Origin of the sequence: Actibacterium sp. EMB200-NS6 (assembly GCF_001305615.1) — a bacterium.
Classification (GTDB): domain Bacteria; phylum Pseudomonadota; class Alphaproteobacteria; order Rhodobacterales; family Rhodobacteraceae; genus Actibacterium_A; species Actibacterium_A naphthalenivorans.
In genome coordinates this window covers 577,041-598,552 of sequence record NZ_CP010869.1, presented here as the reverse complement: position 1 = coordinate 598,552, position 21,512 = coordinate 577,041, and the positions used below count along the sequence as shown (strand labels likewise).

21 protein-coding genes, 1 pseudogene and 1 CRISPR repeat array are annotated in these 21,512 nt (G+C 60.8%); of the genes and pseudogenes, 18 read left to right on the top strand and 4 right to left on the bottom strand.

The window, feature by feature from the left end; genetic code table 11:
• The first annotated feature begins 54 nt into the window (after window positions 1-54).
• From TQ29_RS02965 to TQ29_RS02890, 16 genes are all read left to right on the top strand, one after another.
• On the top strand, window positions 55-1,059 hold the full coding sequence (locus TQ29_RS02965; RefSeq protein ID WP_054537954.1) for an aldo/keto reductase: 1,005 nt from the start codon (window positions 55-57) through the stop codon (window positions 1,057-1,059).
• Window positions 1,060-1,367: 308 nt separating this feature from the next.
• On the top strand, window positions 1,368-2,414 hold the full coding sequence (locus tag TQ29_RS02960; RefSeq protein ID WP_054537953.1) for a carbohydrate kinase family protein: 1,047 nt from the start codon (window positions 1,368-1,370) through the stop codon (window positions 2,412-2,414).
• Entirely contained in the window at window positions 2,411-2,992 is a 582-nt protein-coding gene (locus tag TQ29_RS02955; RefSeq protein WP_052071238.1) for a TIGR00725 family protein, read from the top strand. The genes TQ29_RS02960 and TQ29_RS02955 overlap by 4 nt, the downstream gene beginning before the upstream one ends.
• A 64-nt stretch (window positions 2,993-3,056) precedes the next feature.
• On the top strand, window positions 3,057-4,124 hold the full coding sequence (locus TQ29_RS02950; RefSeq protein WP_054537952.1) for a BMP family protein: 1,068 nt from the start codon (window positions 3,057-3,059) through the stop codon (window positions 4,122-4,124).
• The gene (locus tag TQ29_RS02945) at window positions 4,121-5,737 is read left to right on the top strand and encodes an ABC transporter ATP-binding protein (protein WP_054537951.1); all 1,617 of its coding nucleotides are present in this window, start codon (window positions 4,121-4,123) and stop codon (window positions 5,735-5,737) included. Before TQ29_RS02950 ends, TQ29_RS02945 begins: the two co-directional genes overlap by 4 nt.
• Complete coding sequence (locus TQ29_RS02940) at window positions 5,734-6,963, top strand: ABC transporter permease (protein WP_054537950.1); 1,230 nt, start codon at window positions 5,734-5,736, stop codon at window positions 6,961-6,963. The genes TQ29_RS02945 and TQ29_RS02940 overlap by 4 nt, the downstream gene beginning before the upstream one ends.
• Window positions 6,960-7,883 carry an ABC transporter permease gene (locus TQ29_RS02935; RefSeq protein WP_054537949.1) on the top strand — a complete coding sequence of 308 codons (924 nt, stop codon included), beginning with the start codon at window positions 6,960-6,962 and terminating at the stop codon, window positions 7,881-7,883. The genes TQ29_RS02940 and TQ29_RS02935 overlap by 4 nt, the downstream gene beginning before the upstream one ends.
• A 27-nt stretch (window positions 7,884-7,910) precedes the next feature.
• The gene (locus TQ29_RS02930) at window positions 7,911-8,972 is read left to right on the top strand and encodes an aromatic ring-hydroxylating dioxygenase subunit alpha (RefSeq protein WP_054537948.1); all 1,062 of its coding nucleotides are present in this window, start codon (window positions 7,911-7,913) and stop codon (window positions 8,970-8,972) included.
• 146 nt (window positions 8,973-9,118) lie between these two features.
• Window positions 9,119-9,304 (top strand): hypothetical protein, encoded by a 186-nt coding sequence (locus TQ29_RS02925; protein ID WP_157445498.1) that lies wholly within the window; start codon window positions 9,119-9,121, stop codon window positions 9,302-9,304.
• 301 nt (window positions 9,305-9,605) lie between these two features.
• The gene (locus TQ29_RS02920) at window positions 9,606-11,318 is read left to right on the top strand and encodes an aminotransferase class V-fold PLP-dependent enzyme (RefSeq protein WP_054537946.1); all 1,713 of its coding nucleotides are present in this window, start codon (window positions 9,606-9,608) and stop codon (window positions 11,316-11,318) included.
• Between the two features lie 59 nt (window positions 11,319-11,377).
• Complete coding sequence (locus TQ29_RS02915; RefSeq protein ID WP_054537945.1) at window positions 11,378-11,887, top strand: L-2-amino-thiazoline-4-carboxylic acid hydrolase; 510 nt, start codon at window positions 11,378-11,380, stop codon at window positions 11,885-11,887.
• 122 nt (window positions 11,888-12,009) lie between these two features.
• Window positions 12,010-13,122 carry an ABC transporter substrate-binding protein gene (locus TQ29_RS02910; RefSeq protein ID WP_054537944.1) on the top strand — a complete coding sequence of 371 codons (1,113 nt, stop codon included), beginning with the start codon at window positions 12,010-12,012 and terminating at the stop codon, window positions 13,120-13,122.
• Window positions 13,123-13,187: 65 nt separating this feature from the next.
• Window positions 13,188-14,102, top strand: a complete 915-nt coding sequence (locus tag TQ29_RS02905) for a branched-chain amino acid ABC transporter permease (RefSeq protein WP_037204931.1) — start codon at window positions 13,188-13,190, stop codon at window positions 14,100-14,102.
• Entirely contained in the window at window positions 14,095-15,093 is a 999-nt protein-coding gene (locus tag TQ29_RS02900; RefSeq protein WP_054537943.1) for a branched-chain amino acid ABC transporter permease, read from the top strand. The genes TQ29_RS02905 and TQ29_RS02900 overlap by 8 nt, the downstream gene beginning before the upstream one ends.
• Entirely contained in the window at window positions 15,090-15,848 is a 759-nt protein-coding gene (locus TQ29_RS02895) for an ABC transporter ATP-binding protein (RefSeq protein ID WP_054537942.1), read from the top strand. The genes TQ29_RS02900 and TQ29_RS02895 overlap by 4 nt, the downstream gene beginning before the upstream one ends.
• Window positions 15,845-16,561 (top strand): ABC transporter ATP-binding protein, encoded by a 717-nt coding sequence (locus tag TQ29_RS02890; RefSeq protein ID WP_054537941.1) that lies wholly within the window; start codon window positions 15,845-15,847, stop codon window positions 16,559-16,561. The genes TQ29_RS02895 and TQ29_RS02890 overlap by 4 nt, the downstream gene beginning before the upstream one ends.
• Before the next feature lie 64 nt (window positions 16,562-16,625).
• Here TQ29_RS02890 and TQ29_RS02885 read toward each other — a convergent pair whose 3' ends face one another.
• Window positions 16,626-17,099 carry an Lrp/AsnC family transcriptional regulator gene (locus TQ29_RS02885; protein ID WP_081940079.1) on the bottom strand — a complete coding sequence of 158 codons (474 nt, stop codon included), beginning with the start codon at window positions 17,097-17,099 and terminating at the stop codon, window positions 16,626-16,628.
• Between the two features lie 116 nt (window positions 17,100-17,215).
• Between TQ29_RS02885 and TQ29_RS02880 the strand changes: the two genes are divergently transcribed.
• Window positions 17,216-18,520 carry an FAD-binding oxidoreductase gene (locus TQ29_RS02880; RefSeq protein ID WP_054537940.1) on the top strand — a complete coding sequence of 435 codons (1,305 nt, stop codon included), beginning with the start codon at window positions 17,216-17,218 and terminating at the stop codon, window positions 18,518-18,520.
• Window positions 18,521-18,550: 30 nt separating this feature from the next.
• Window positions 18,551-19,015, top strand: coding sequence for an L-2-amino-thiazoline-4-carboxylic acid hydrolase (locus TQ29_RS02875; protein ID WP_054537939.1), 465 nt, complete (start codon window positions 18,551-18,553; stop codon window positions 19,013-19,015).
• A 169-nt stretch (window positions 19,016-19,184) separates the two neighbouring features.
• Here TQ29_RS02875 and TQ29_RS02870 read toward each other — a convergent pair.
• The 3 genes and pseudogenes from TQ29_RS02870 to cas1e form a co-directional block, all read right to left on the bottom strand.
• Window positions 19,185-19,417: pseudogene (locus TQ29_RS02870) on the bottom strand (IS3 family transposase); the annotation flags it as partial.
• Between the two features lie 236 nt (window positions 19,418-19,653).
• A CRISPR array of direct repeats spans window positions 19,654-20,231; the repeat unit is 29 nt; unit sequence CGGTTGATCCCCGCGTGGGCGGGGAACGG.
• A gap of 73 nt (window positions 20,232-20,304) precedes the next feature.
• Entirely contained in the window at window positions 20,305-20,589 is a 285-nt protein-coding gene (gene cas2e, locus TQ29_RS02865) for a type I-E CRISPR-associated endoribonuclease Cas2e (protein ID WP_054537937.1), read from the bottom strand.
• A complete protein-coding gene (gene cas1e, locus TQ29_RS02860; protein ID WP_054537936.1) occupies window positions 20,570-21,511 on the bottom strand; it encodes a type I-E CRISPR-associated endonuclease Cas1e in 942 nt (313 codons plus the stop codon). The genes cas2e and cas1e overlap by 20 nt, the downstream gene beginning before the upstream one ends.
• Window position 21,512: the final 1 nt, after the last annotated feature.

Here is a 21,512-nt window from a genome sequence, read left to right as displayed (position 1 = left end):
AAAAGATGCGTTACTGCAAACACCGCCCCACGCGCCGCAACAGGAGACACGCATATGCAAACGCAGACTTTGGGCACGTCGGACCTTTCCGTATCGCAATTCGGTCTGGGTACCATGTCGCTGCTCACTTCGAATTCCGAAGACGAGGCAATCCGCCTCGTTCATCGCGCACTCGACGCGGGTATCACTCTGATCGATACTGCGGATATCTACAACGATGGCGCGGTGGAAGAGGTCTTAGGAAAAGCACTCAAAGGCCGTCACGAAAAGGTGGTGCTGGCGACGAAAGTGGGACTGCCCATGCAAGGAGATCCAACCCGTTCAGGGGGCGGGCGGGCGTGGATCATCCAGGCGGTCGAAGACTCGCTACGCCGCCTCGACATTGATTCCATCGACCTCTATCAACTGCACCGCCCCGACCCCGAGACTCCACTTGAAGAGACCCTTCAGGCCATTGACGACCTGCGCCGCACAGGCAAGATCCGACATGCAGGCACTTCGGTGTTTCCTGCAGAGATGCTGGTGCGCACGCAATGGGTGGCGACACAGATGAGCCTACCCCCTCCGGTCGCTGAACAGGCGCCATACTCCATATTAGCAAGGGGGATTGAAGGTGAAGTTCTGCCCACCTGCCGCCGCTACGGCCTCGGGGTCCTGGCGTGGAGTCCCCTCAATGGCGGGTGGCTGACTGGAAAATACCGGCGCAACGAAGCCGCACCGAAGGGCTCACGCGCTGCAAGCGGCAACCCCTTCATCCGCGCTGATGACGCAGCCAAACTCGGCCTCGTGGAGCAGCTACGTGCGTTGGCCGAAGCGGCAGGCCTGTCCCTGATGCGAATGAGCCTTGCCTGGACCCAGGCACATCCCGATGTAACGAGCACCCTGATCGGGCCGCGCACCGAGGCGCAACTTGACGCCTTGCTCGGCGCCGAAGACGTCCGCCTCGATGAAACTCTGCTCGACGCGATCGACCGCGTGGTGGCGCCGGGCGTCAATGTCGACCCGCGCAATGCGGGCTGGGTGCCGGAAGGACTCGCGCGCGAGAAGCGCCGCTGCTGAGCCCAGTGAGCGCGTGACAGAAACTCGCACAACGGCGCGCATAATGACTCATCCACGCAGACCGCACATGAATCCCGCCCCACCCCCAGCTTCGCCAAAAAATCGACCTCCAATGGAAAATCCCGCCGAACTGTCGCGTGAAAAATGGGCGCCTTACGTCTGATGTTGAAGAATTCAGACAGGAAAACATTTCATTGTTGAACAATGGATTTTTAGAGCCCCCTGATATTAACACCTGAATGTGCAGCCCCCCCGGGGAGATCACCAAGGCCCGTGCGCTGCCACAAGACCCCGACAGGACCACACAGATGACTAACATCTCTCCATCAGGGCTCGCCATCGTCGGCTCGTTCAGCATTGACAGCGTGCTGACTCCGACCGGCCGCGCCCTGCCCGCCAAACCCGGCGGCAATGCGCTATGGTCAGCGATGGGCGCGTATCTGGGCGGCAGGACGCCGCATCTCGTCGCCCGGGTCGGGCGAGATTATCCCCCACAGGTGCTCGATCGGCTCGACAACGGCGGGTTCGACCTCTCGGCGCTAGTGCACCTTGAGTGCGATCATCCTGTGCGGGTGAGCTATGCGCATCGTCCTGATGGCGGGCGGCTGCACCCGGTCCCGGCCTCGCTTCTGGCCCATCTGCCGAACACGGACCGAGCGGCCTTTATCGATACCACCGGCGCGCCAGAAACTTTGGTTCTGGGGGCGCCCGCGCCTGCGGACATTCCAGAGGCCTGGCTCGACCGGGTGGCGTTCTGGCATCTGCCGCTCCTACCACTCGAACGTCACCGCGCATTGGTCGCGCTCTTGGCGCAGGCACGAGGCGTGGTGCAGACCGACTGCCCTGCCCGCCATGAGCTCGTGGGCGATCCCTTTGCCAGGCTTGCGCAGACCCTGCCCAAACTTGATGTGTTCCTGCCCTCCACTTCTGATCTTGAGGTCGTCGCCCCCGGTCTGGCGCCGCGCGACGCGCTCACGGCTTTCCGTGCGCACGGCGCGGGCACGGTGGTGCTCAAGGCAGGGCCGGAAGGCGTCTTTGTTGATGACGGGGGCCAGCGCATTCAGCTTGACGCCTATCTGGCAGACCCCATTGACCCGACGGGGGCAGGCGATGCGTTTTGCGGCGGATTTCTGGCCGGACGCGTGGGGGGGGCCGATTTGATAGAGGCCGCCGCGCTTGGTTCCGCCTGCGCTTCTTTCGCGCTGGCAACGGCCAATCCGCTCGACCTGTTCGAGGTGGATCGCGCCGCAGTGAACGCGCGGGCGCGCATATTGCTCAAGACCGCCCGCCCCCTGCCACCAGAAGCGCGCAGCACAGAGGGCATGGTCGCGACAATCACAGGAGATCGGAAATGACCCGGATGATCACGGTCGGCCTTATCGGCCGCTCGGCCCGGCCCGGCGAGCAATTGCCGCCCGCACTTCTCGACGCTTCCGAAGAGATCGGGCGTCACGTGGCAAATGCGGGAGCCGCTTTGATCACGGGCGGCACGGGCGGCGTGATGGAGGCGTCATCCCGCGGCGCGAAATCCGCCGGCGGCCTGACCGTTGGCTTTTTGCCCTACGGCGATGCGGAACGGGCAAACGCGTATGTGGATCTTGTCTTTCCGACCGGCATGGGTACGCTGCGCAACGTGCTGACGGCGCGGGTGTGCCACAGCCTGATCATGATTGGCGGAGGCGTTGGAACGCTCAACGAACTTACCGTCGCTTATGACGCTGGCGTACCTGTCGTGGCGCTCGAGGGCCTCGGCGGCTGGTCGGATCGGCTGCGTGAAACCCTCTATGACGGCTGTTACCTCGATGAGCGACGCGTGCTTCCCGTGAGCTTCGCGGCAACCCCACACGAGGCGGTCGAGATCGCCCTTCGCCGCGCCGACGAGCCCCGCAGCGGCTCGAAACTCGAAGCCCTCACCGGGTGGGCCGGCGGATGACCAGGCCCGACCAGCCCATATTCTCGGCAATGCTTTCCTTTTTCCACAGCCAATGGAGCCTCTCATGACGACTGCCTTCTCAGCATTTCTCGCCACCGGGGGCCGCATCCACCGTGCCGCTCTGTTTTCACTCGCGACGGTGGCCACGAGTGCGTTCATGCCGCTCGCCGCGCAGGCCGGAGATGCGCCGATCTGGACGATGATTACCGATCAGAACGGGTTGGGAGATCACGGGTTCAACGACCTCGCCAAGCTTGGGCTCGACAAATCCGTCGAAGCCTTCGGCGGGCGCGCTCAGGTGATCCAATCCACCGACCAGTCGCAATTCGTTCCCAACCTGCTCCAGGCGGTGGCCGGCGGGTCCACCATGGTGGTGGGCGTAGGCTCGCTTTTGAACGATGCGCTGACCGAGGTGGCGTCCTCCAGGCCCGACGCGCATTTCACCCTGATCGACGCGGTGTCGACCGACGACGACGGAACACCGCTGCTGAATGTGGCAAGTGTCACCTTTCGCGAACAGGAGGCGGCCTTTCTTGCCGGGATTGTTGCGGCTATGACGTCAAAAACCGGCCATATCGGCTTTGTCGGCGGCATGGAAACCCCGCCGGTGGTGCGCTTTCTCGCGGGCTACAAGGCCGGGGTTGCCACGATCGACCCGAAGATCAAGGTTTCACATGCGTTTGTCGGCTCCTTCCGCGATCCGGCGAAGGCCAAGGTGTTGGCCGAGGGCATGTTTGACAGCGATGTGGACGTGATTATGGATGTTGCAGGCGGCGGCGGGCGTGGGATTTACGACGCGATTATCGCCGAAGGCGCGGATCACTGGGTCATCGCAGCGGATACCTGCAAGGGCCATCTGGCACCTAACAATTTCCTGACCTCCGCAGTGAAGGACGTCGCGGGCGCGGTGTTTTACGAAAACAAGGCGGTGCACGAGGGCACCTTCGAGGGCGGGCCGCAAAGCCTCGGCCTTGCCGAGGGGGCTGTCGGCCTCTGTGCCGACAACATCGACACGCTTCCAGCGGAAATTCTGGCAAAGGTGGACGCGGCCAAAAACAAGATCACCTCTGGCGAAGTCACCCCGCCGGACACCTACGAAGCGCTCGACGCGTTCGTACCCGCGCAACTGTGAGCCTGGAGCCCCCCCTCTGCCCCGCAGCCATCCGGCTGACGGGCATCGACAAGCGGTTTGGCGCGGTCCACGCCAATCGCGCTATCGATCTGACCGTTCAGTCCGGCTCGATCCACGGGCTGTTGGGCGAGAATGGCGCTGGAAAATCGACACTGATGAAGATCCTCTTCGGCATGATCCACGCCGATGCCGGCATGATCGAAATCGACGGTGCGCCGGTTACCTTCCGCTCGTCGGCAGAAGCGCTCGGGGCTGGGATCGGCATGGTGCAACAGCATTTCAGCCTGATTGGCGCGTTCAGCGTGACGGAAAACCTCATCATGGGGCGGGCCACCGGATCACTTGCCATGAGGATGGTGCGCCGGCTCGATCTGCCCCGCGCGGCGCGGAGGGCACAGGAACTCTCGGACTGTTTCGGCTTCGGCATCGACCCTTTCGCGCGGGTCTCGACGCTCTCGGTCGGAGCGCGGCAAAAGGTAGAAATCCTCAAGGCGCTCTGGGGCGGCGCGCGTACGCTGGTACTCGATGAGCCAACCGCCGCGCTGTCGCCTCCCGAGGCCGAGGAGCTCTATGCACTGCTCGACCGCTTGCGGGCCGAGGGAACGACGATTGTCCTGATCAGCCACAAAATGCCGGAAATCATGCGCCTGTGTGACCGGGTGACAGTGCTACGCGACGGGGCCGTTGTCGGTGAAGCAGAGCTTTCCGGCAAAGACCTTGCTCGCCCAGCGGTACGTCAACTGATTGAGGCTCATCTCGTCCAGATGATGATCGGGCGCGGCAATCCCGAACTCCCCCAGCGGGCGCCGAAGGAAGGGCCGCTGATCCTTGATGTGCGCGGTCTGACCGACGGAGTGCAATTCGGCCCGCTCGATCTCAAGGTTCATGGCAGCGAGATTGTTGCGGTTGTGGGAGTCGAAGGGAACGGACAGAGCGAATTGGTTGACCTGTTGATGGGCTTGCGCAAGGCCACCGATGGCCTCATCGCCATCGACGGGCACAATGTGATCGACTGGTCGACCCAGCGCCGCCTTGACGCCGGGATCGCGCACATTGCCGAAGACCGCCATGCCACCGGCGTGGCCGACGGGATGAGCCTGATCGACAACGCCTCCATCGGCTTCGTCGACGGCAAACCCTTCAGTACCGGGCCGTGGTTCCTCTCACTGCGCCAAAGGCGGCTGTTGACCGAAACCCTGATCGAAAGGCACCAGGTCCGCCCGCCCGCCGCCGACATTCCGATGGCGAGCCTCTCGGGTGGCAACCAGCAGAAACTCGTGGTGGGGCGCGAACTCGCGCGCGCGCCCCGCCTCTTGATCGCGGCCCAGCCTACGCGAGGGCTCGACGTTGGCTCTACCTCTGCGGTACATCGCGCGCTGTTGGATCTGCGCGCGGGCGGCAGCGCGATCCTGTTGCCGAGCCTTGATCTGGCCGAGGTTTTCGCAATTGCCGATCGGCTCGTCGTGCTGCGCAAGGGGCAGATCGTGGGTCGGATGACCGCCGCACAATTCGAGATCGATCAGATCGGCCGCTGGATGTCCGGCAGTCAGGGTGACCCGGCGCCCGGTCCCCCATGCCCGGATGCACCAAAACAGATGGACACTGCCTTATGAGCTCCAAACGCCCCGCCCTTCCACGCAGAGGCACGGCGCGTCTCGATCCTATCATTGCGGAGGCGCTAGATGCCCGCAACACCACACCACTTACGCTAGGGGCCTTCGCGGCGCTGACGCGCGACCGGGCGCGCACACTTGGTGCGCGAGCGTTGGTATTTGTCCTCACGCTGGGGGCGTCGATGCTCTGTGCGCTGCCATTTCTGCTGCTCTCCGGCGCTGATCTTGGCGTTACCGCGCGGGCCTTCTTTATCGGTTCTCTCGGCTCTCAGTTCGCACTGGCCGAAACGCTTGTCCAGATGATCCCCCTTCTGATCGCCGGGCTGGCGGTGGCGTTCTCCTTTCATGGAGGGTTGTTCAACATTGGCGTGGAGGGCCAGCTTATTTTTGGGGGGCTGGTCGCGGGGGTGATCGGCGCGAAACTTGATGTCTCCCCGGCGTTGCTCACGTTTCTGTGCCTTTCGGGCGGGATCGCTGGCGGCGCATTTGCCGCGCTGATCCCGGCGCTGCTGAAAGCCTATCGTGGCGTTCACGAGGTCGTCACCACGATCATGATCAACTTTGTCGCGGTCTACGTCGCGCTTTACGCGGTCTCGCCGAAGGGGCCATTCGTTTCTGCGTCCCAGCCTTCGGCGACCGATAAAATTCCACGTGACGCGCGCCTCTCGGTGATTTGGGAGGGTACGCGCCTGCATTCAGGGCTGATAGTTGCGGTTGCGGCGATGATCGGGGTCTGGTGGCTACTCTACCGCACACCTTTGGGCTTTCGTATCCGCCTGATGGGTGCGAACCCCGGCGCGGCGCTGGCAAGCGGAGTTTCGGTGGCACGCATGACCAATTCGACGCTGCTCATTTCCGGCGGGCTTGGTGGATTGGCCGGTGCGGTCCAGGTGCTCGGCGTTTATGGGCGATTCTTCGATGCCTTTTCAGCGGGCTACGGCTATGACGCCATCGCGGTTGCGCTGCTCGCCGCCCTGTCACCAATTGCAATGATCGTCTCTGCTTTTTTCTTTGCCATGCTCGACTCCGGCGCGGTTCAGATGCAGGCAGTCGCCGGCATCAGTCGCGAGATGGTCGGCGTCGTGTCTGGCCTGGTTGTCGCCTTTGTCGCAATCCAACCCGCGATCGTGCATTTGAGCGGACGGATTCAACGTGGCAACCGACCACCCGAAGCAGACCCGAGCAGCACTCAATCCCTTCCCCTGGCGAGTGGAGAGAACAGATGAGCGAATTCATTACCTTGTCCCTCTTCGCCTCAACGCTGCACCTGTCGGTCCCGGTGATCCTGCCGATGCTGGGCGGCCTTTTGTGCGAGCGTAGCGGCGTGGTCAATATCGGCCTCGAAGGAATGATGCTCAGCGGCGCCTTTGGCGCGGTGGTCTTTTCTTATCTGACCGGCAACCCGTGGCTTGGCCTTGGCGGCGCAGTGCTCTCCGGGCTCATCAGTGGTGGGATGCTCGCGATCATGTCGGTGCTCCTTCGAGGCGATCAGGTGATCAGCTCGACGGCGATCAATCTGATCGGTGCCGGTCTGACCGCAGCATTGGTGCCAATTATCTGGGGTATCGACGGGACAACACCGAGCGTGCCAAAAATACCGACCTTACCGCTTCCCCTTTTGCCGCAGCTGCCGGTGATCGGGCCGCTTTTGGGGGAACTGTCGATGATTGACGTGCTCGCCTTCGCACTGGTCTTTATCGTCTGGTGGGTACTGATGCGCACCGATGTCGGGCTGCGCCTGCGCGCCTGTGGCGAAAGCGCCGCCGCCGCCGATGCCGCCGGGATCGCGGTAACCAGGGTCCGCATCGCCGCGGTAATCCTCTCGGGCGTTCTGGCCGCGCTCGGGGGCGCCTACCTGTCCATTGTGACGCTCGATCTGTTTCAGGCCTCAATGACCCAAGGGCGCGGGTTCCTCGCGCTCGCGGCCATGGTCTTTGGCAAATGGAGGGTGGGACCGGCCTTTCTTGTCTGCCTCGGCTTTGGTCTCGCCGATGCGGTGGCGCTTCGGGCCCAGATCTTTACCGACGAACTGCCGCATGATCTTCTGTTTGCCCTTCCCTATCTGCTGGCGCTCGTGGCGCTGGCAACCTTCGTCGGACGCGCCTCCGGGCCGGCCGATGTCGGCAAACCGTTCCGCCGGGCCTGACGCCCCCCCTCAAAAGGAACTCTCGCAATGTATGTCAGCGAAATTCCCACCTTGCGCGACTACTGGTATCCAGTCGCCTACAGCGCCGACCTGACCGATGCGCCGCGTCCTGTGCGGCTGTTGAACGATGTTTACGTGATCTGGCGCGCGACCGGTGGCAAAGTCGCCTGTGCCGTTGACGAATGCCCCCATCGCGCCGCGCGCCTGTCGCAGGGCTGGGTCGAAAACGGCCAGCTCGTGTGCCCTTATCATGGCTGGGCGTTTGACGGCACGGGCGCTTGCACCCGCATCCCGCAGAACGACCCTGAGAGGCCGATTCCGCCGCGCGCGCGCACGCTGCCGATGCTGGTCGACGAGAAATACGGGTTGGTCTGGCTGTGCGTCGGCATGCCCCGCGCCGATATCCCAACTCTCGAGGAGGCCGAAGACTCCGGCTTCACCCTGATCCATGAGATGATGGAGATTTGGGACACCTCAGCGCCGCGGGTGATCGACAACGCGCTCGACATCTCCCATGTGGCCTGGACGCATCGAAACACCATCGGCGACAGCAACGCCTCGCAATTCGAGAGTTTCGAAATCCATCGTGATGGCCATCACCTCTCCGCCCGGATCAGCTATCGCGCGCGGATCACCGAAGCGCTGCGCAGGAACACGGGCCTGACTGGCGATTTTACCACGCGCGTGACTAATTCCGAACTTGTCCAGCCGCTGATGTACAAGGACGTGATGGAGTATGAAAACGGGCTGCGTCATGTGCTCTACAAGACCGCGACCCCGGTAGATGACAGCCACACATTGTTTTGTCAGTTCATCGCCCGCAATGACGACCCGGACGCCGAAAAGATCGCGGGCATCGTCGCGCTCGACCGGCGCATTCAAGCGGAGGACCGCAAATTGCTTGCCGGTGTGAGGCCCGAATTTCCGCTGGATATCCAGACGGAAATGCACACACGCGCGGATCGGATGACGGTGGAATACCGCAAGATCCTCGCGGAGCTCGCCGCCGAAAATTCCGACGTGACCCCGGACGAAGCTTGGGCGCGCCCTTTCCTTTCCACAGTCAAAGCACAACGCAGCCGTCGCTGATGCCTTCCCCTCATGGAGGGCAGCAGAATGCTGGAGCATGCCCAAGCGTCGGTTTTTTTTGCAAGAACACGGCTTTCCGAGGGAGCTATACCTGCAAATCAACGGCTTGGGAGGGGCCGTTCCACCTGATCGCGCGGATGCATAGCGTGTGGCTGGACGCAGGTTCGTGCGTGGTGGCCGAGACCGCCGAGTTGGTGGAATACGTCTTCGACCGTTTGCCCGATGAGACGCACGACGATGCCTTAGAGCTGCATATAACCGGAGACGCACAAAAGCGTCTGACGCAAGCGCTCATCAGACAGTTTAAGGCGATTTTACACGGGCCGGTGTGAAAGCTCACCTTGTGTTTTAGCGAATTACGTGCGCTCGGGCAAAACATCTCTCATACGTCCGGGTGAAATTGTCGAAGATTTTGCCCTGAAACCCTGTATTGCGGAAAATCCCCGCCCCCACCAACTCCCCTTTCTCCTATTTTTTAGTTTAATTTTGCTTTCCACCATAAATTACTAGAAACTCATTGCGCAATTTATCCGAATAATGCCAATTTTTCATCACCATAGCCGGTGATTGCGCGCCGCTAGTAGAGGCTAGCAATCGTCGCGCCCGAAGCAGATCACGCGAGGAAAATTGACGATGGCTCCAAGTGCGGTAGCGCCGACACATCCCGACAGAGATGGCGCGTCCAGGGAACCCATCGATGCATTGATTGAACGCATCCGCGACAGCGTCATTGGCGAAGGCCATCCGATCCCGGGACCCTACGGCCCGCGCCCCCTCGTCTACGCCGATTTCATCGCTTCGGGCCGATCCCTGAGCTTTATCGAAGCGGCGATTGAGGACAGGGTTTTGCCCGTCTACGGCAACACCCACACCGAGGCTTCTCACACGGGGCGCGTGACCACCGCACTGCGCGAAGAGGCCCGCCAGACCATCGCCATGGCCGTCGGCGCAACCGAGGCTCATGCGGTGATTTTCACCGGGAATGGCGCCACTGCGGCAGTGGACCGATTGGTGCGCGGCATGGAGCTTGAGGCCAGAGCGCGCGCGGGCGAGAAGCCTGTGGTGTTTGTTGGCCCCTATGAGCACCATTCCAACGACCTGCCGTGGCGCGAAACCGGTGCGGAGATCGAGCGCATCCCCTTGGACACGGCAGGCCAGATTGATCTTGCACATTTGGCCAGGCGCCTAAACGCACACCCCGAAGACTGTGTCAAAATCGGCGCGTTTTCCGCCGCTTCCAATGTGACGGGGGTGCGCACCGACCTGAAAGCGATCGCTAACCTTCTCCATCTCCATGGGGCCCTGTTCGTCTGTGATTTCGCCGCCGCCGCGCCCTATATCGAAATGCGCCTTTCACTCGACCCCGCCGACCCGATGGCCCGGATCGACGCACTGTTTTACTCCTCTCATAAATTCGTCGGCGGCCCCGGCGCCTCAGGCGTGTTGGTCGCGGACAAGGCACTTTTCACCTCCACATGCCCCGGTATCACCGGCGGTGGCACGGTTAGCTATGTCACCGCGGACCACCATACCTATGTGCGCGACATTGAGCGCCGCGAAGAGGCCGGCACACCCGGCATCATTGGCGATATTCGCGCAGGCGCCGTCATGGCGCTGAAGGAAGCAATCGGATCGGCAGAAATCGAAGCTCGGGAACACGCCCTCATGACCGAGGCATTTTCCCGCCTGTCCAACGCGCCGGGCATCGACATCCTCGGCCCTTTGGACAAGGAGCGGATTGGGGTTCTGTCTTTCAATATTTCAACTGAGGGGCGCCATCTTCACTATGGCTTTGTCGTAGCTCTGCTCAACGATCTCTTTGGCGTTCAGGCCCGCGGCGGCTGTTCTTGTGCGGGACCTTACGGGCATGAACTGCTCCATATTCCGCCGCAGACAGCCGCAACATACGAGACCGCCGTTTCTGAGGGGCAAAGCCTGATGCGGCCCGGCTGGGTGCGCCTTGGCTTTAACTACTTCTTTGACACACAAACGACAGATTACATCATATCTGGGATTTTATTTATATGTAACAATGGCTTGAGATTTATCGCCGACTATGATGTTGATATCGCACGGGGGGTTTGGCGACACAAAAATGGCCCAACGACCGCGCCAACCTCGCTCAAAAATTTCTGGATGTTCAAAAGCCATACCAAGCGCGCGAAATTTCAACAGATGAGTACGTTTATCACAGCTGCTGAAGAAATGGCTTCGGCCCGTGACGTGCCTCTCATGAAACAGCGTGCCATTTTCGCCCCGGATTGCGAAGCACTTCGTGGGTTCTGGATGCCGCAGGATGTGATGCACAGCGAGGAGACGACAGAAGACCCGATTACGGCCCTTTGACTTTGCGAACCGACCCCATACCGCAAAGCGCTAAAATAGTTGACCCGACAGGAGATGGAATGACCGACGCCCCCGCCACCCCGGAAATCACGCTGGAACAGCTCTCCGGCGCCTACGCGATGCGCGCGAAATTTTACATGCACATGTTTGATGTGCTGCGCGAAGAATACGGGCCTGACAAGACCATCGAATTGATGAGCAAAGCTACGTTTCGCCTTGGCGTCGAGATGGGGGAAAAGCTCAAAGCCCACGGCCCCGCCAACATCGAGGCGCTGACAGAACAGTTCCTCAACGGCATCCCATGTCGCGATCATCTGTTTTCGCCGGAGCTGCTCAAATGCGATGCGGAGGGGATGGAAATCCAATTTCACCGCTGCCCGCTCAAAGACAATTGGGAAGCCGCAGGGCGTGAAGGTGACGAGCTTGAGATGCTGTGCCGTGCGGCGGGCGCGATCGACGCGGGCTTGTTTGGCGCGGCCGGGTTCACCTTCAAGGGCGAGACGTGGAAGCCCGGCAAAACCGGCTGTTGCCGCCTGATCGTTGAACCAGGCCTGGCGGCTGCGGATTAACGCGCTGCCCCTACAAAGGCGCCCCCAAAGGCCCCGCCAAAGAACACAATCATCAGACCCGGGAAAACGGGCACATCTAAACTCAACACAACCCATTCTCCGTCCAACAGAGGAAATCAGGAATGAAACTTACACGAAGAACAGCCATCGCAATCGCTGTCACGGCAGCGTTGACGCCGGCTGCGGCCTTTGCCGAAGAAACTGTCAAAATCGGCTACCAGCTACCGCTCACCGGCAACACCGCGCAATACGGTCAGGATTTCAAAGACGCGGCCGAAATTGCATTGACGAAATTCAATGCCTCAGGCGCCCTGCCCGTGCCGGTCGAAATCATCTATGAAGACTCGCGCTCGGATGCAAAAGAGGGCGTGACCATCGCCCGCAAATTCGTTGACGACGACGGGATTGTCGGCGTGCTGGGCGATTTCACCTCGACCGTTTCGATGGCCGCCGCGCAGGTCTATAAAAAGGCAGGCATGGCGCAACTGTCACAAACCGCGTCGCACCCGGATTTCGCCAAAATCTCCAAATGGCAGTTCCGCAACATCACCACCCAGGACCAAGAAGGTTCGGTCAACGCGCAGTGGATGCTGGATCAAGGCATCAAAAAGGTTGCCGTGATCGCCGAACAGACCGACTGGGGGCAATCTGTGGTCAAAGGCTTTGTAGAGCCCTTTGAAGCCGCCGGTGGCGAGATTGTCTACACTGAATTCTTCAATCGCGGGCTGGCCGATTTCCGGCCGATCATCACCAAACTCGAAAACAATACCCCCGATGCGGTTTATACCGGTTTCTTCTATGAGGATGGTGGGCAGTTCCTCAAACAGATGAAGCAACTCGACGCCGGAATTCCGGTCTATTCGACCTCCGCGGCCTATAACGACAAACTCATCGAACTTGCGGGCGACGCCTCAGAGGGGCTTTTTCTGACCGCAACGTTCCTGCCGACCCGCATGGATGCAAATGTTCAGGAGTTTGTGGGCGAATGGTCCAAAACCCACGATGCCGCCCCCGGTCAATTCCCCGCACAGGCCTACGACGCGGTGAACATCATGCTGTCCGCTGTCGTCAAAGCCTATCCGGAGATCACCCGCGAGAGCCTACGCGATGCTTTGGCGGAGACCACGGATTTCCCGGGCGTGACCGGCAATACCTCGTTTGACGAAAACGGCGAGCCACTCAAAGAATTGACCAAAGCGTCGGTTTCCAACGGCATGTTTGTCGAAGTTCAATAAACCCTTACCCCTGTCCGTCTGAGTGATTGTTGAACGGACAGGGACGATAGCAAAAGGGGGACGACGTGCTCGATCCTTATATCCTGCAACAATTGGCCATCGGTCTGTCTCTGGGCATGATCTACGCGCTTATGGCCATTGGATTCACGCTGATTTTCGGCGTTCTGAACGTGGTCAACTTTGCCCATGGCGAAATCTACACCATTGGCGCGTTTGCCGGACTCATGGTGATCTCTGTCTTTGGTCCGCCGCTCTTGGTCGTACTGTTCATCGCGCTGGCTACGGGGGCCTTGGCAGGGTTTGGGCTCGAACGCCTCGCTTTTCGCCCGTTCCGTCGTTTCTCTGATGAGGCCTCTTTAAAATCGCGCGCCATGCGCGAGGCGACATTGATGTCCTCGCTCGCCATGTCGATCATCGCTCGCGAAGCGATGGAAATGATCTTTGGTTCGCAATTCCAATCCGTCGACCTGGCCTATCTGATCAATAAACCGATCGGCATCGGCCCGATAACCATCGTCAACGGCGATCTGATCATCTTTGGCATCACCGTGGTGATGCTCGGCGGGTTGCAATGGCTGTTGAAAAAAAGCCCCGTCGGCCTGTCGATCCGCGCCGTATCCAACAACGCGCTGGGTGCGAAATACTGCGGCATCAACACAGATCGCACCATCATCATCACCTTTGTCATCGGCTCCGCCATGGGTGCGCTCGCGGGCATCCTTGTCGGTCTTTATTATGGTGCAATCTTTCCGTCCATGGGTTTCACGCCCGGAATCAAAGCCTTTGTCGCCATGGTGATGGGCGGGCTGTCCTCGATCCCGGGTGCCGTAATCTCCGCCATCATTCTGGGTCTGTCCGAAAGCCTGTCGACCAGCTTCATGTCCTCTGTCTGGTCCGACATGGTCGCCTATGCCTTCCTGCTTTTGACACTGATCTTTTTCCCGCAAGGCCTCTTTGGGGCGAGGAGGGAACGTGTCTAAATCACGTCTCATCAAAACCGGGCTAGTGCTTGCGGCTTTTGCCGTGGTCCCGGCGGTCCTCGTGGGCTTTGACAAAGGCTATTATTACCAAATCGCCACCCTTGCGGCTATTTTCATGCTTTTGGCCGCCTCGCTTCACCTTGTCACTGGCGTTGCGGGTCTGCTGCAGCTCGGCCATGCTGCGTTTTACGGCGTGGGTGCTTATGTGGCAGCCATTTTGGGTGCGGATCATGGGGTTGGCTTCACCGTCGGCTTACCGCTTGCGGGTCTGTCTGCGGCCGCCATCGCCTTTCTTGTGGCACTCCCGACGATGCGCCTGATGTCGATTTATTTCGCCGTTGCAACACTTGCCATCGGGCAGATGCTCTACCTCGTCTTTCTCAACTGGGTCGATCTGACCAATGGTCCGAACGGGGTTATGTTGTTCTCAGGCATCAACCTCTTTGGTATTGAGATCGAGAGTGATCTGGGCATCTACTACGTCGTCGCAGCTGTGGTCGCAGTCTCGATCCTTGTGCTGAACCGGCTGAGCCATTCCTATTATGGCAACGCCTTGCGGTCCCTGCGCGAGGACGATCAATGCGCCTCTGCCATGGGCATCAATGTCACTGTGATGAAAATCCAGGCCTTTGTGATATCTTCTTTTTTCGCGGGAATCGCTGGCGCGCTCTGGGCCTACACCACCGGCTACATTTCCCCCAATGACTTCCACTTCTCGCAATCCATCCTGATCCTGACCATGGTTGTGGTGGGCGGTCTCGGGAGCCTTCCGGGGGTGTTGATCGGGGCGCTGTTGCTCATCCTTTTGCCGGAGGCGCTCCGCTCTGTGGGGGACATCCGCAACATCATCGTCGGCCTCGTGATGTTTGGCTCCATCCTGTTTTTGCCAAAAGGCCTCTTTGGCGAGGTTTCCGCCCTGAATTTCGCGCGCCGTCTGCTTGGCGCGAACTGGAGCAATGACGAGGGCCAGAAGGGGATCGGCTGGAAATGACTGCCATTCTCGAACTCGACGGATTGACCCGGGCCTTTGGCGGCCTCAAAGCGGTCGACAACGTCACCACCCGGGTCGATCACGGCGAACTGTTCGGCCTGATCGGGCCTAATGGCGCGGGCAAAACCACGCTTTTCAACCTGATCTCCGGGTTTACCCCACCCTCCTCGGGCGAGGTGCGGTTCAAGGGTGAAAAAATCACTGGCCTTTCTGCGCATCAAATCGCCCACAAGGGCATGTCGCGCACGTTTCAGAACTTGCGGGTGTTTCCGAACATGACTGTGTTCGACAATATCTCTGTGGGGGCCTTGGGAATGCTGGGCGTCGGCCCCTTCTCCTCGCTCTTTGGCCGCAGTTCCCATGCCAAAGAGATATCTGAGCGCAGCTGGGAAATGTTGGAGAAAGTCGGCCTTGCCGATCATGCCGACGACCTTGCCGCGAACCTCAGCTACGGTAAACGCAAATACCTCGAGATCGCGCGCGCCCTGGCGATGAAACCAGACTTGTTGATCCTTGATGAGCCTGCCGCCGGGATGAACGACTCGGAAACCACAGAGCTTGCTCGGTTCATCACCGGGCTCAACAAGGAAGGGCTCACGATCATGTTGGTCGAACACGATATGGGACTCGTCATGGGCATTTGCGAGCGCCTCGTGGTGCTCGCTTCGGGCCGCAAAATCGCCGACGACGTGCCCGCTGTGGTGCGGCAGGATCCGGGCGTTCTCGCGGCCTACCTTGGGGGGGATGAGGAATGAGCAATATTCTCGAGATCAAAAAACTGTCGCTCAAAATCGGCATCCAGGACATTTTGCATGACATCTCCGTCACTGTGCCCCAGCAGGGGATCGTGTCGGTTCTAGGCGCCAATGGGGTCGGGAAAACCTCCCTGATGCGCTGCATCTCCGGCATTTATCACCCTACGGGCGGGCAGATCTTGCTCGAAGGCGAAGACATCTCCAAACTCAAAAGCCATCAAATCGTCGATCGCGGCATCATGCAGGCCCCCGAAGGCCGTCAGATTTTCTCCAACATGTCGGTTTTGGAAAACCTCATCATCGGCGGCGGACCTTTGGGGCGTCAGGAGTTGGACCATGTTCTGGCCCTCTTCCCGCGTCTCGAAGAACGTCTGAAACAACAGGCGGGCTCTATGTCGGGCGGCGAACAACAGATGCTCTGTATTGGGCGGGCCTTGATGCGCAAGCCCAAGGTTCTGTTGTTGGATGAACCATCGCTGGGGCTCGCCCCACGTCTTGTTGGCTTTATCTGTGATCTGGTGTCGAAAATCCGCTCAGAAGGCTACGCGGTGCTGCTCGTCGAGCAAAACGTGAAAGCCGCACTGCGGATTTCCGATATGGCGGCGGTCATCGAGCACGGCAAAATCGTGATAGAAGGCGACGCCAAAGCGCTGTCTAATGATCCGCGTGTGGCCGAGGCATATCTGGGCGGTCACGTCCATGAGAGTGCGTAGACAAAATATGCATACGGGGGGACAGCACACACTGCTGCCGTGCGGGTCCACGCCCCGGTCCGGCTCAAAGATACTTGGTCGGAACTGCCGTGGTGAATTTCAGTTCTTCCATCGAGATCGACGAGTTCACCGTCGAAAACTCAACTTCCTCGATCATGCGCTGATAGACCACGTCGTAGGTGGCAATGTCGGGCACGACGACCTTCATGATGTAATCCGTGGCCCCCGTCAGGCGATAAGCCTCCACAACCTCGGGAATGTCCTCGATCAGTGCGCGAAACTGCTTGAACCACTCCATCGCATGGCGCGGCGCGGTCACACCGATGAAAATCGTCATCGGCACGTTGGCCACTTTCTGATCGACCAAAGCCACCCGCGCCCGGATCAGCCCCGCCGTCTCCATGCGCTTGATCCGGCGCCAGATCGGCGTCGGGCTCAACCCGATCCGATCCGCGACTTCCGCAATCGGAAGATCGCTGTTCACTTGCAGGATGTCGAGAATACGTTGATCGATCTCGTCAAAACTCATGTCGCTCATCACGCACTCCCGGCCCAAGCCACGACATCTATCTCACACTTTTGCGCAAACGTAGACATGTTTACCACAAAAATGAAAATTCATAGAAGTTAGAATCCCACCCCGAAAGACGCCCCATGCAAAACGCCGCCCCCTTCCCGCCATCGATTTGGGCCGACACCAGCCCCGCCCGCACGCCCAATACCCCACTGGTCGGCACAGTCGAAACCGACAGCGTGATCATCGGCGGCGGATTTTCCGGCCTCTCTGCGGCGCTGCATCTGGCGAAAGTCGGGCGCGATGTGACAGTTCTTGAAGGCCATGCCGTGGGTTGGGGGGCGTCCGGGCGCAACAACGGCCAGGTGATCCCGACACTCACCGCCGCCGAGCCCGACATGTGGGTCGCGCGCTTTGGCGAGACGGGACGGAAGTTTGCCGAACTCATCGGCGCCTCTGCCGCAATGCTATTCGATAAAATCCGCGAGGAAGGTATTGAGGCCGAGGCCGAACAGACCGGCTGGTTCCAACCCGCACATTCCCCCGGCCGCACAAAACTCAGCCAAAACCGGGTCGACGCATGGCGGCGCTTTGGTCTTGAGGTCGAATACCTCGACCACACCGCGACCACGGCGATGCTGGGCACGGATCACTGGTTTGGTGGAATGCTGGCTCCCTCTGGCGGACACATCAACCCGCTGGCCCTGGCGCGCGGAATCGCAGGTGCGGTGGAACGCCATGGCGGGAAAATCTATGAGCAAACGCGCGTCGACAGCTATGCCCACACTGGCACGGAATGGCTCGTCAAAACCCCGAAAGGCATGATAAAAGCCCGCGCATTGATCCTTGCCACCAATGCCTACACTGGCGAATTGGCGCCGCGTCTGGCACGCCAGTTGGCCCATTCCGTCATCCCGGTGCATTCGTGGCAAATGTCCACCGAACCGCTCTCGGACATTGTGCGCGCCACGCTTTTGCCGGGCCGTCAGGCGGTGTCTGATACGCGCGGCGATTTGCGGTTTTTCCGCTATGACGCACGCAACCGGCTGATCACGGGCGGCGCGATCGTTGGCGGCGGCGATGTCCACGCACGGATTGCCCGCAAAGTCGCAGACAACCTTGCCGACAGTTTCCCGCAACTCGCCCCCCCGAAAATGACCCATGTCTGGTCCGGCTATCTTGCAATGAACTGGGATCACTTCCCGCGCGTGCATCAACTGGGTCCAAATGGCTGGACGTGGATCGGCTGCAACGGGCGTGGGGTCGCCCTTGGCAACGCCTTGGGGCGTGAAATCGCCCGGGCGGTCGATGGCGAAGATGTGCGCGGGCTGGCGCTTCCGGTCACCGAGCCGCACCCCTTTCCATTTCACGCGATCGCCCGGCGTGTCGCGCCGCTGTACATGACGTGGCTGCAACGCAATGACCGCAAAGAGCCAAAAATATGAACAGTACGAAACCCTGAAAAAGGCACCGCCATGCAAAACCTCCCCATTCTTGAACGCCGCCGCATTGAGGCGATGATCCTCAAACACGTGCTGGACGTCATCACCGAAAGATCCGGCCGCGCCGAGGCCGAGATGGTGATAGGCGAGACCTGTTCGCGCTCCGCGATTGAACAAGGACAGGCCTTGGCGAGCGATCTCGGCCACACCCCCGATCTGTCAGATTTCGCCACCATACTGCCGAACTGGACGAAAGAGGATGCATTGGAAATGGAGGTCTTGGTGACTGAACCCGACCGGATGGAGTTCAACGTCACGCGCTGTCGCTATGCGGAAATGTACCGGGAAATGGGGCTGGGGGACATCGGTCATCTGCTGTCGTGCAATCGCGATGGTGATTTCTGCGTTGGCTACAACCCGCAGATAGAACTAACTCGAACCCAAACCCTCATGAAAGGCGCGAGCCATTGCGATTTCCGATATAAGATGGCGAAATGATAAGGCGTGATGGCGCACCGTTCGTATCGCGCAGAGATGAGCCCGAAGAGAACGCTGGTCTTGGCCCGATCCTTGGTGAGATAGACGAGATCAGCGAGTCAAACTTGTCACGCCTTGTGATGGCGACTTCGCGCGGCGCGACTTGTGATCTGTCACTGAACTTTCCTTCAGCCGCGCCCGGAGTGCGGCTGGCGTTTACTCCGATTGGCGCCGATTGAGCAATGGCCCGACGCGCGGAGCTTCACCTTGCGCAGCAAGGCGGGCGATTGCGATGGTCAGGGTCCGCGCGAAATCGGCTGTGGTCTGGTATTCCAAGGACGAGTGCGGGCGTTCCGTGTTGTTGTCGGCTGCCCGGGCAGCGATTACGATCCGCGCATGGCCCAGGTTCCGTAAAATGGTCTCACCCTTGCGCAGGATCTCGTTTGCCTGCTTCAGCTCGCGGTTCTCCCGCTCGAGCGCCTTCGTTCGGGCCTTCGCCCAGACATCCGACACAAAGATCACCCTCGTCTCCACCTCCGGGCTTGCGACCTCGGCGCCGCCTGACGCACTCGTCCTTCATGGCTGACGCCTGCGATGGACGTCTGCAGCCGCATGGTGACAGGCCTCTAAAGGCACATCCCGCCATAGGCGTCGGGCACCGGTTGATCCCCGCGTGGGCGGGGAACGGAAGCCGTACCAGTCATCCAGCGGGTTGAAATCCGGTTGATCCCCGCGTGGGCGGGGAACGGACCGGGTCGGCGGCACCCTTGGCTTCGATTTGCGGTTGATCCCCGCGTGGGCGGGGAACGGCAGCGCCGCAAAAACACCCGCAACTACGTCACCGGTTGATCCCCGCGTGGGCGGGGAACGGCCGCTTTGCGAACTTGTCTGCCGCAGCGAGCGCGGTTGATCCCCGCGTGGGCGGGGAACGGACCGGATCCGTCTCGCGCAGTATAGCCAGCTGCGGTTGATCCCCGCGTGGGCGGGGAACGGAATGCCGCAACGGGCGTGACGGGCTATATCGACGGTTGATCCCCGCGTGGGCGGGGAACGGTCACCGCTTGTCGTGGTGTCGCTCTCTTGCAGCGGTTGATCCCCGCGTGGGCGGGGAACGGATCTGACTGTTCGAGCCGATCAGGTAACCCTTCGGTTGATCCCCGCGTGGGCGGGGAACGGGATCAGGGCGAATACCTCATGGGTCGGAATTTCGGTTGATCCCCGCGTGGGCGGGGAACGGTCTTCCCGAAGATGATTGGAATCACTGGGTTATTCAATTGTCAAAGAGCGCACCGATTCTTTCAGGTGAAATATTAACCTGAACGCGGCAGGAACTTCACCAGTTTCAAACCGTCGAAATCCTCGGGCATTCGCCGGTTCTGGCCGGCAGTGGCAAAGTCGAAGCCCTGATCGTTGGGGGCGCGCCACACCATAACCGCATCGCCGTCTTCCAGCCCGCCCAGAACCTGATCCCAGATCCGCCCGCGCGTCCGAGCCGAATAATCGCCAACAAACACGCCTGCCCGGATCTCTAGCAGCCAGGCCGCAAGACGCCCGCGCAGGCGCGGCGGTGCGCGGCTAACCACGATGACCATCATCGCCGCCGTCCTCCTCGTCCTCAAACGCCGGACCCAGCATGTCGGGGGCGGGCACGGGCTTGGGCAAGTCACCGGCCGCCAGAACGATCTCGATCTGCGGTATGATTTTCGACAAAAGCCCCGAACGGCGAAACGCATCGCGGCAGGCAAGCCGCACCGCCCGGTCGGGCGCCATGTCAAGCCTGCCCTTCGCCGCCTCTCCCGCGATGCGAAAGGCCTCGGGCACCACTGTTTGCAGCTTCCACAGGTCGGCGATGTCGTAAACGAAACTCAGGGGCTTGCCGGTGTGCAGGAAACCGATGGCCGGGGCATAACCGGCCGCCAGAACGGCCGCCTCGGTCAGCCCGTGCAGGCAGGCGGTTGCGGCCGAAAGGCAGCGGTTCGGGGTATCGCCCGCCTCCCAATCCTTGGGATCGTATTTGCGGCGGCTCCACTTCACCCCGTACTTCCGCGCCAGGAGTGCGTAGCTTTCGCGCACCCGCACACCTTCGATCCCGCGCAGCTGGTCGATGGAGCGCCGCTCCGGTGCGGCCTCGCCAAATCGGATCTGGTACATGCGACGCACGATGCGCAATCGCGCGGCGTCGTTCAAAGCCAAACTTGCCTGCCACAACAGCTTGTCGGATCGCGCCCCGCCCGGCTGACCGGCGGAATAAAGCCGCACGCCGCCTTCGCCAACCCAGGTGATCAATGTGCCCGTCCGCGCGGCAAGCGCCACAGCGGCATGGCTGATCCGCGCGCCGGGCTCCAGCATCAGCCCCGCCAAACCGCCCACCGGAAGCTGGGTCACCGTCCCGTCGGCATTGACCGCGCAAAAGGCGCCGTCGCGCACGTCAAGCCTTGCGCGTTCGACAAAGACCAGCTGTGCGCGGTCCCTGAGCGGGATGGGTCGCGGCGGCGGCAGGCCAGGCATCCCGGTCATT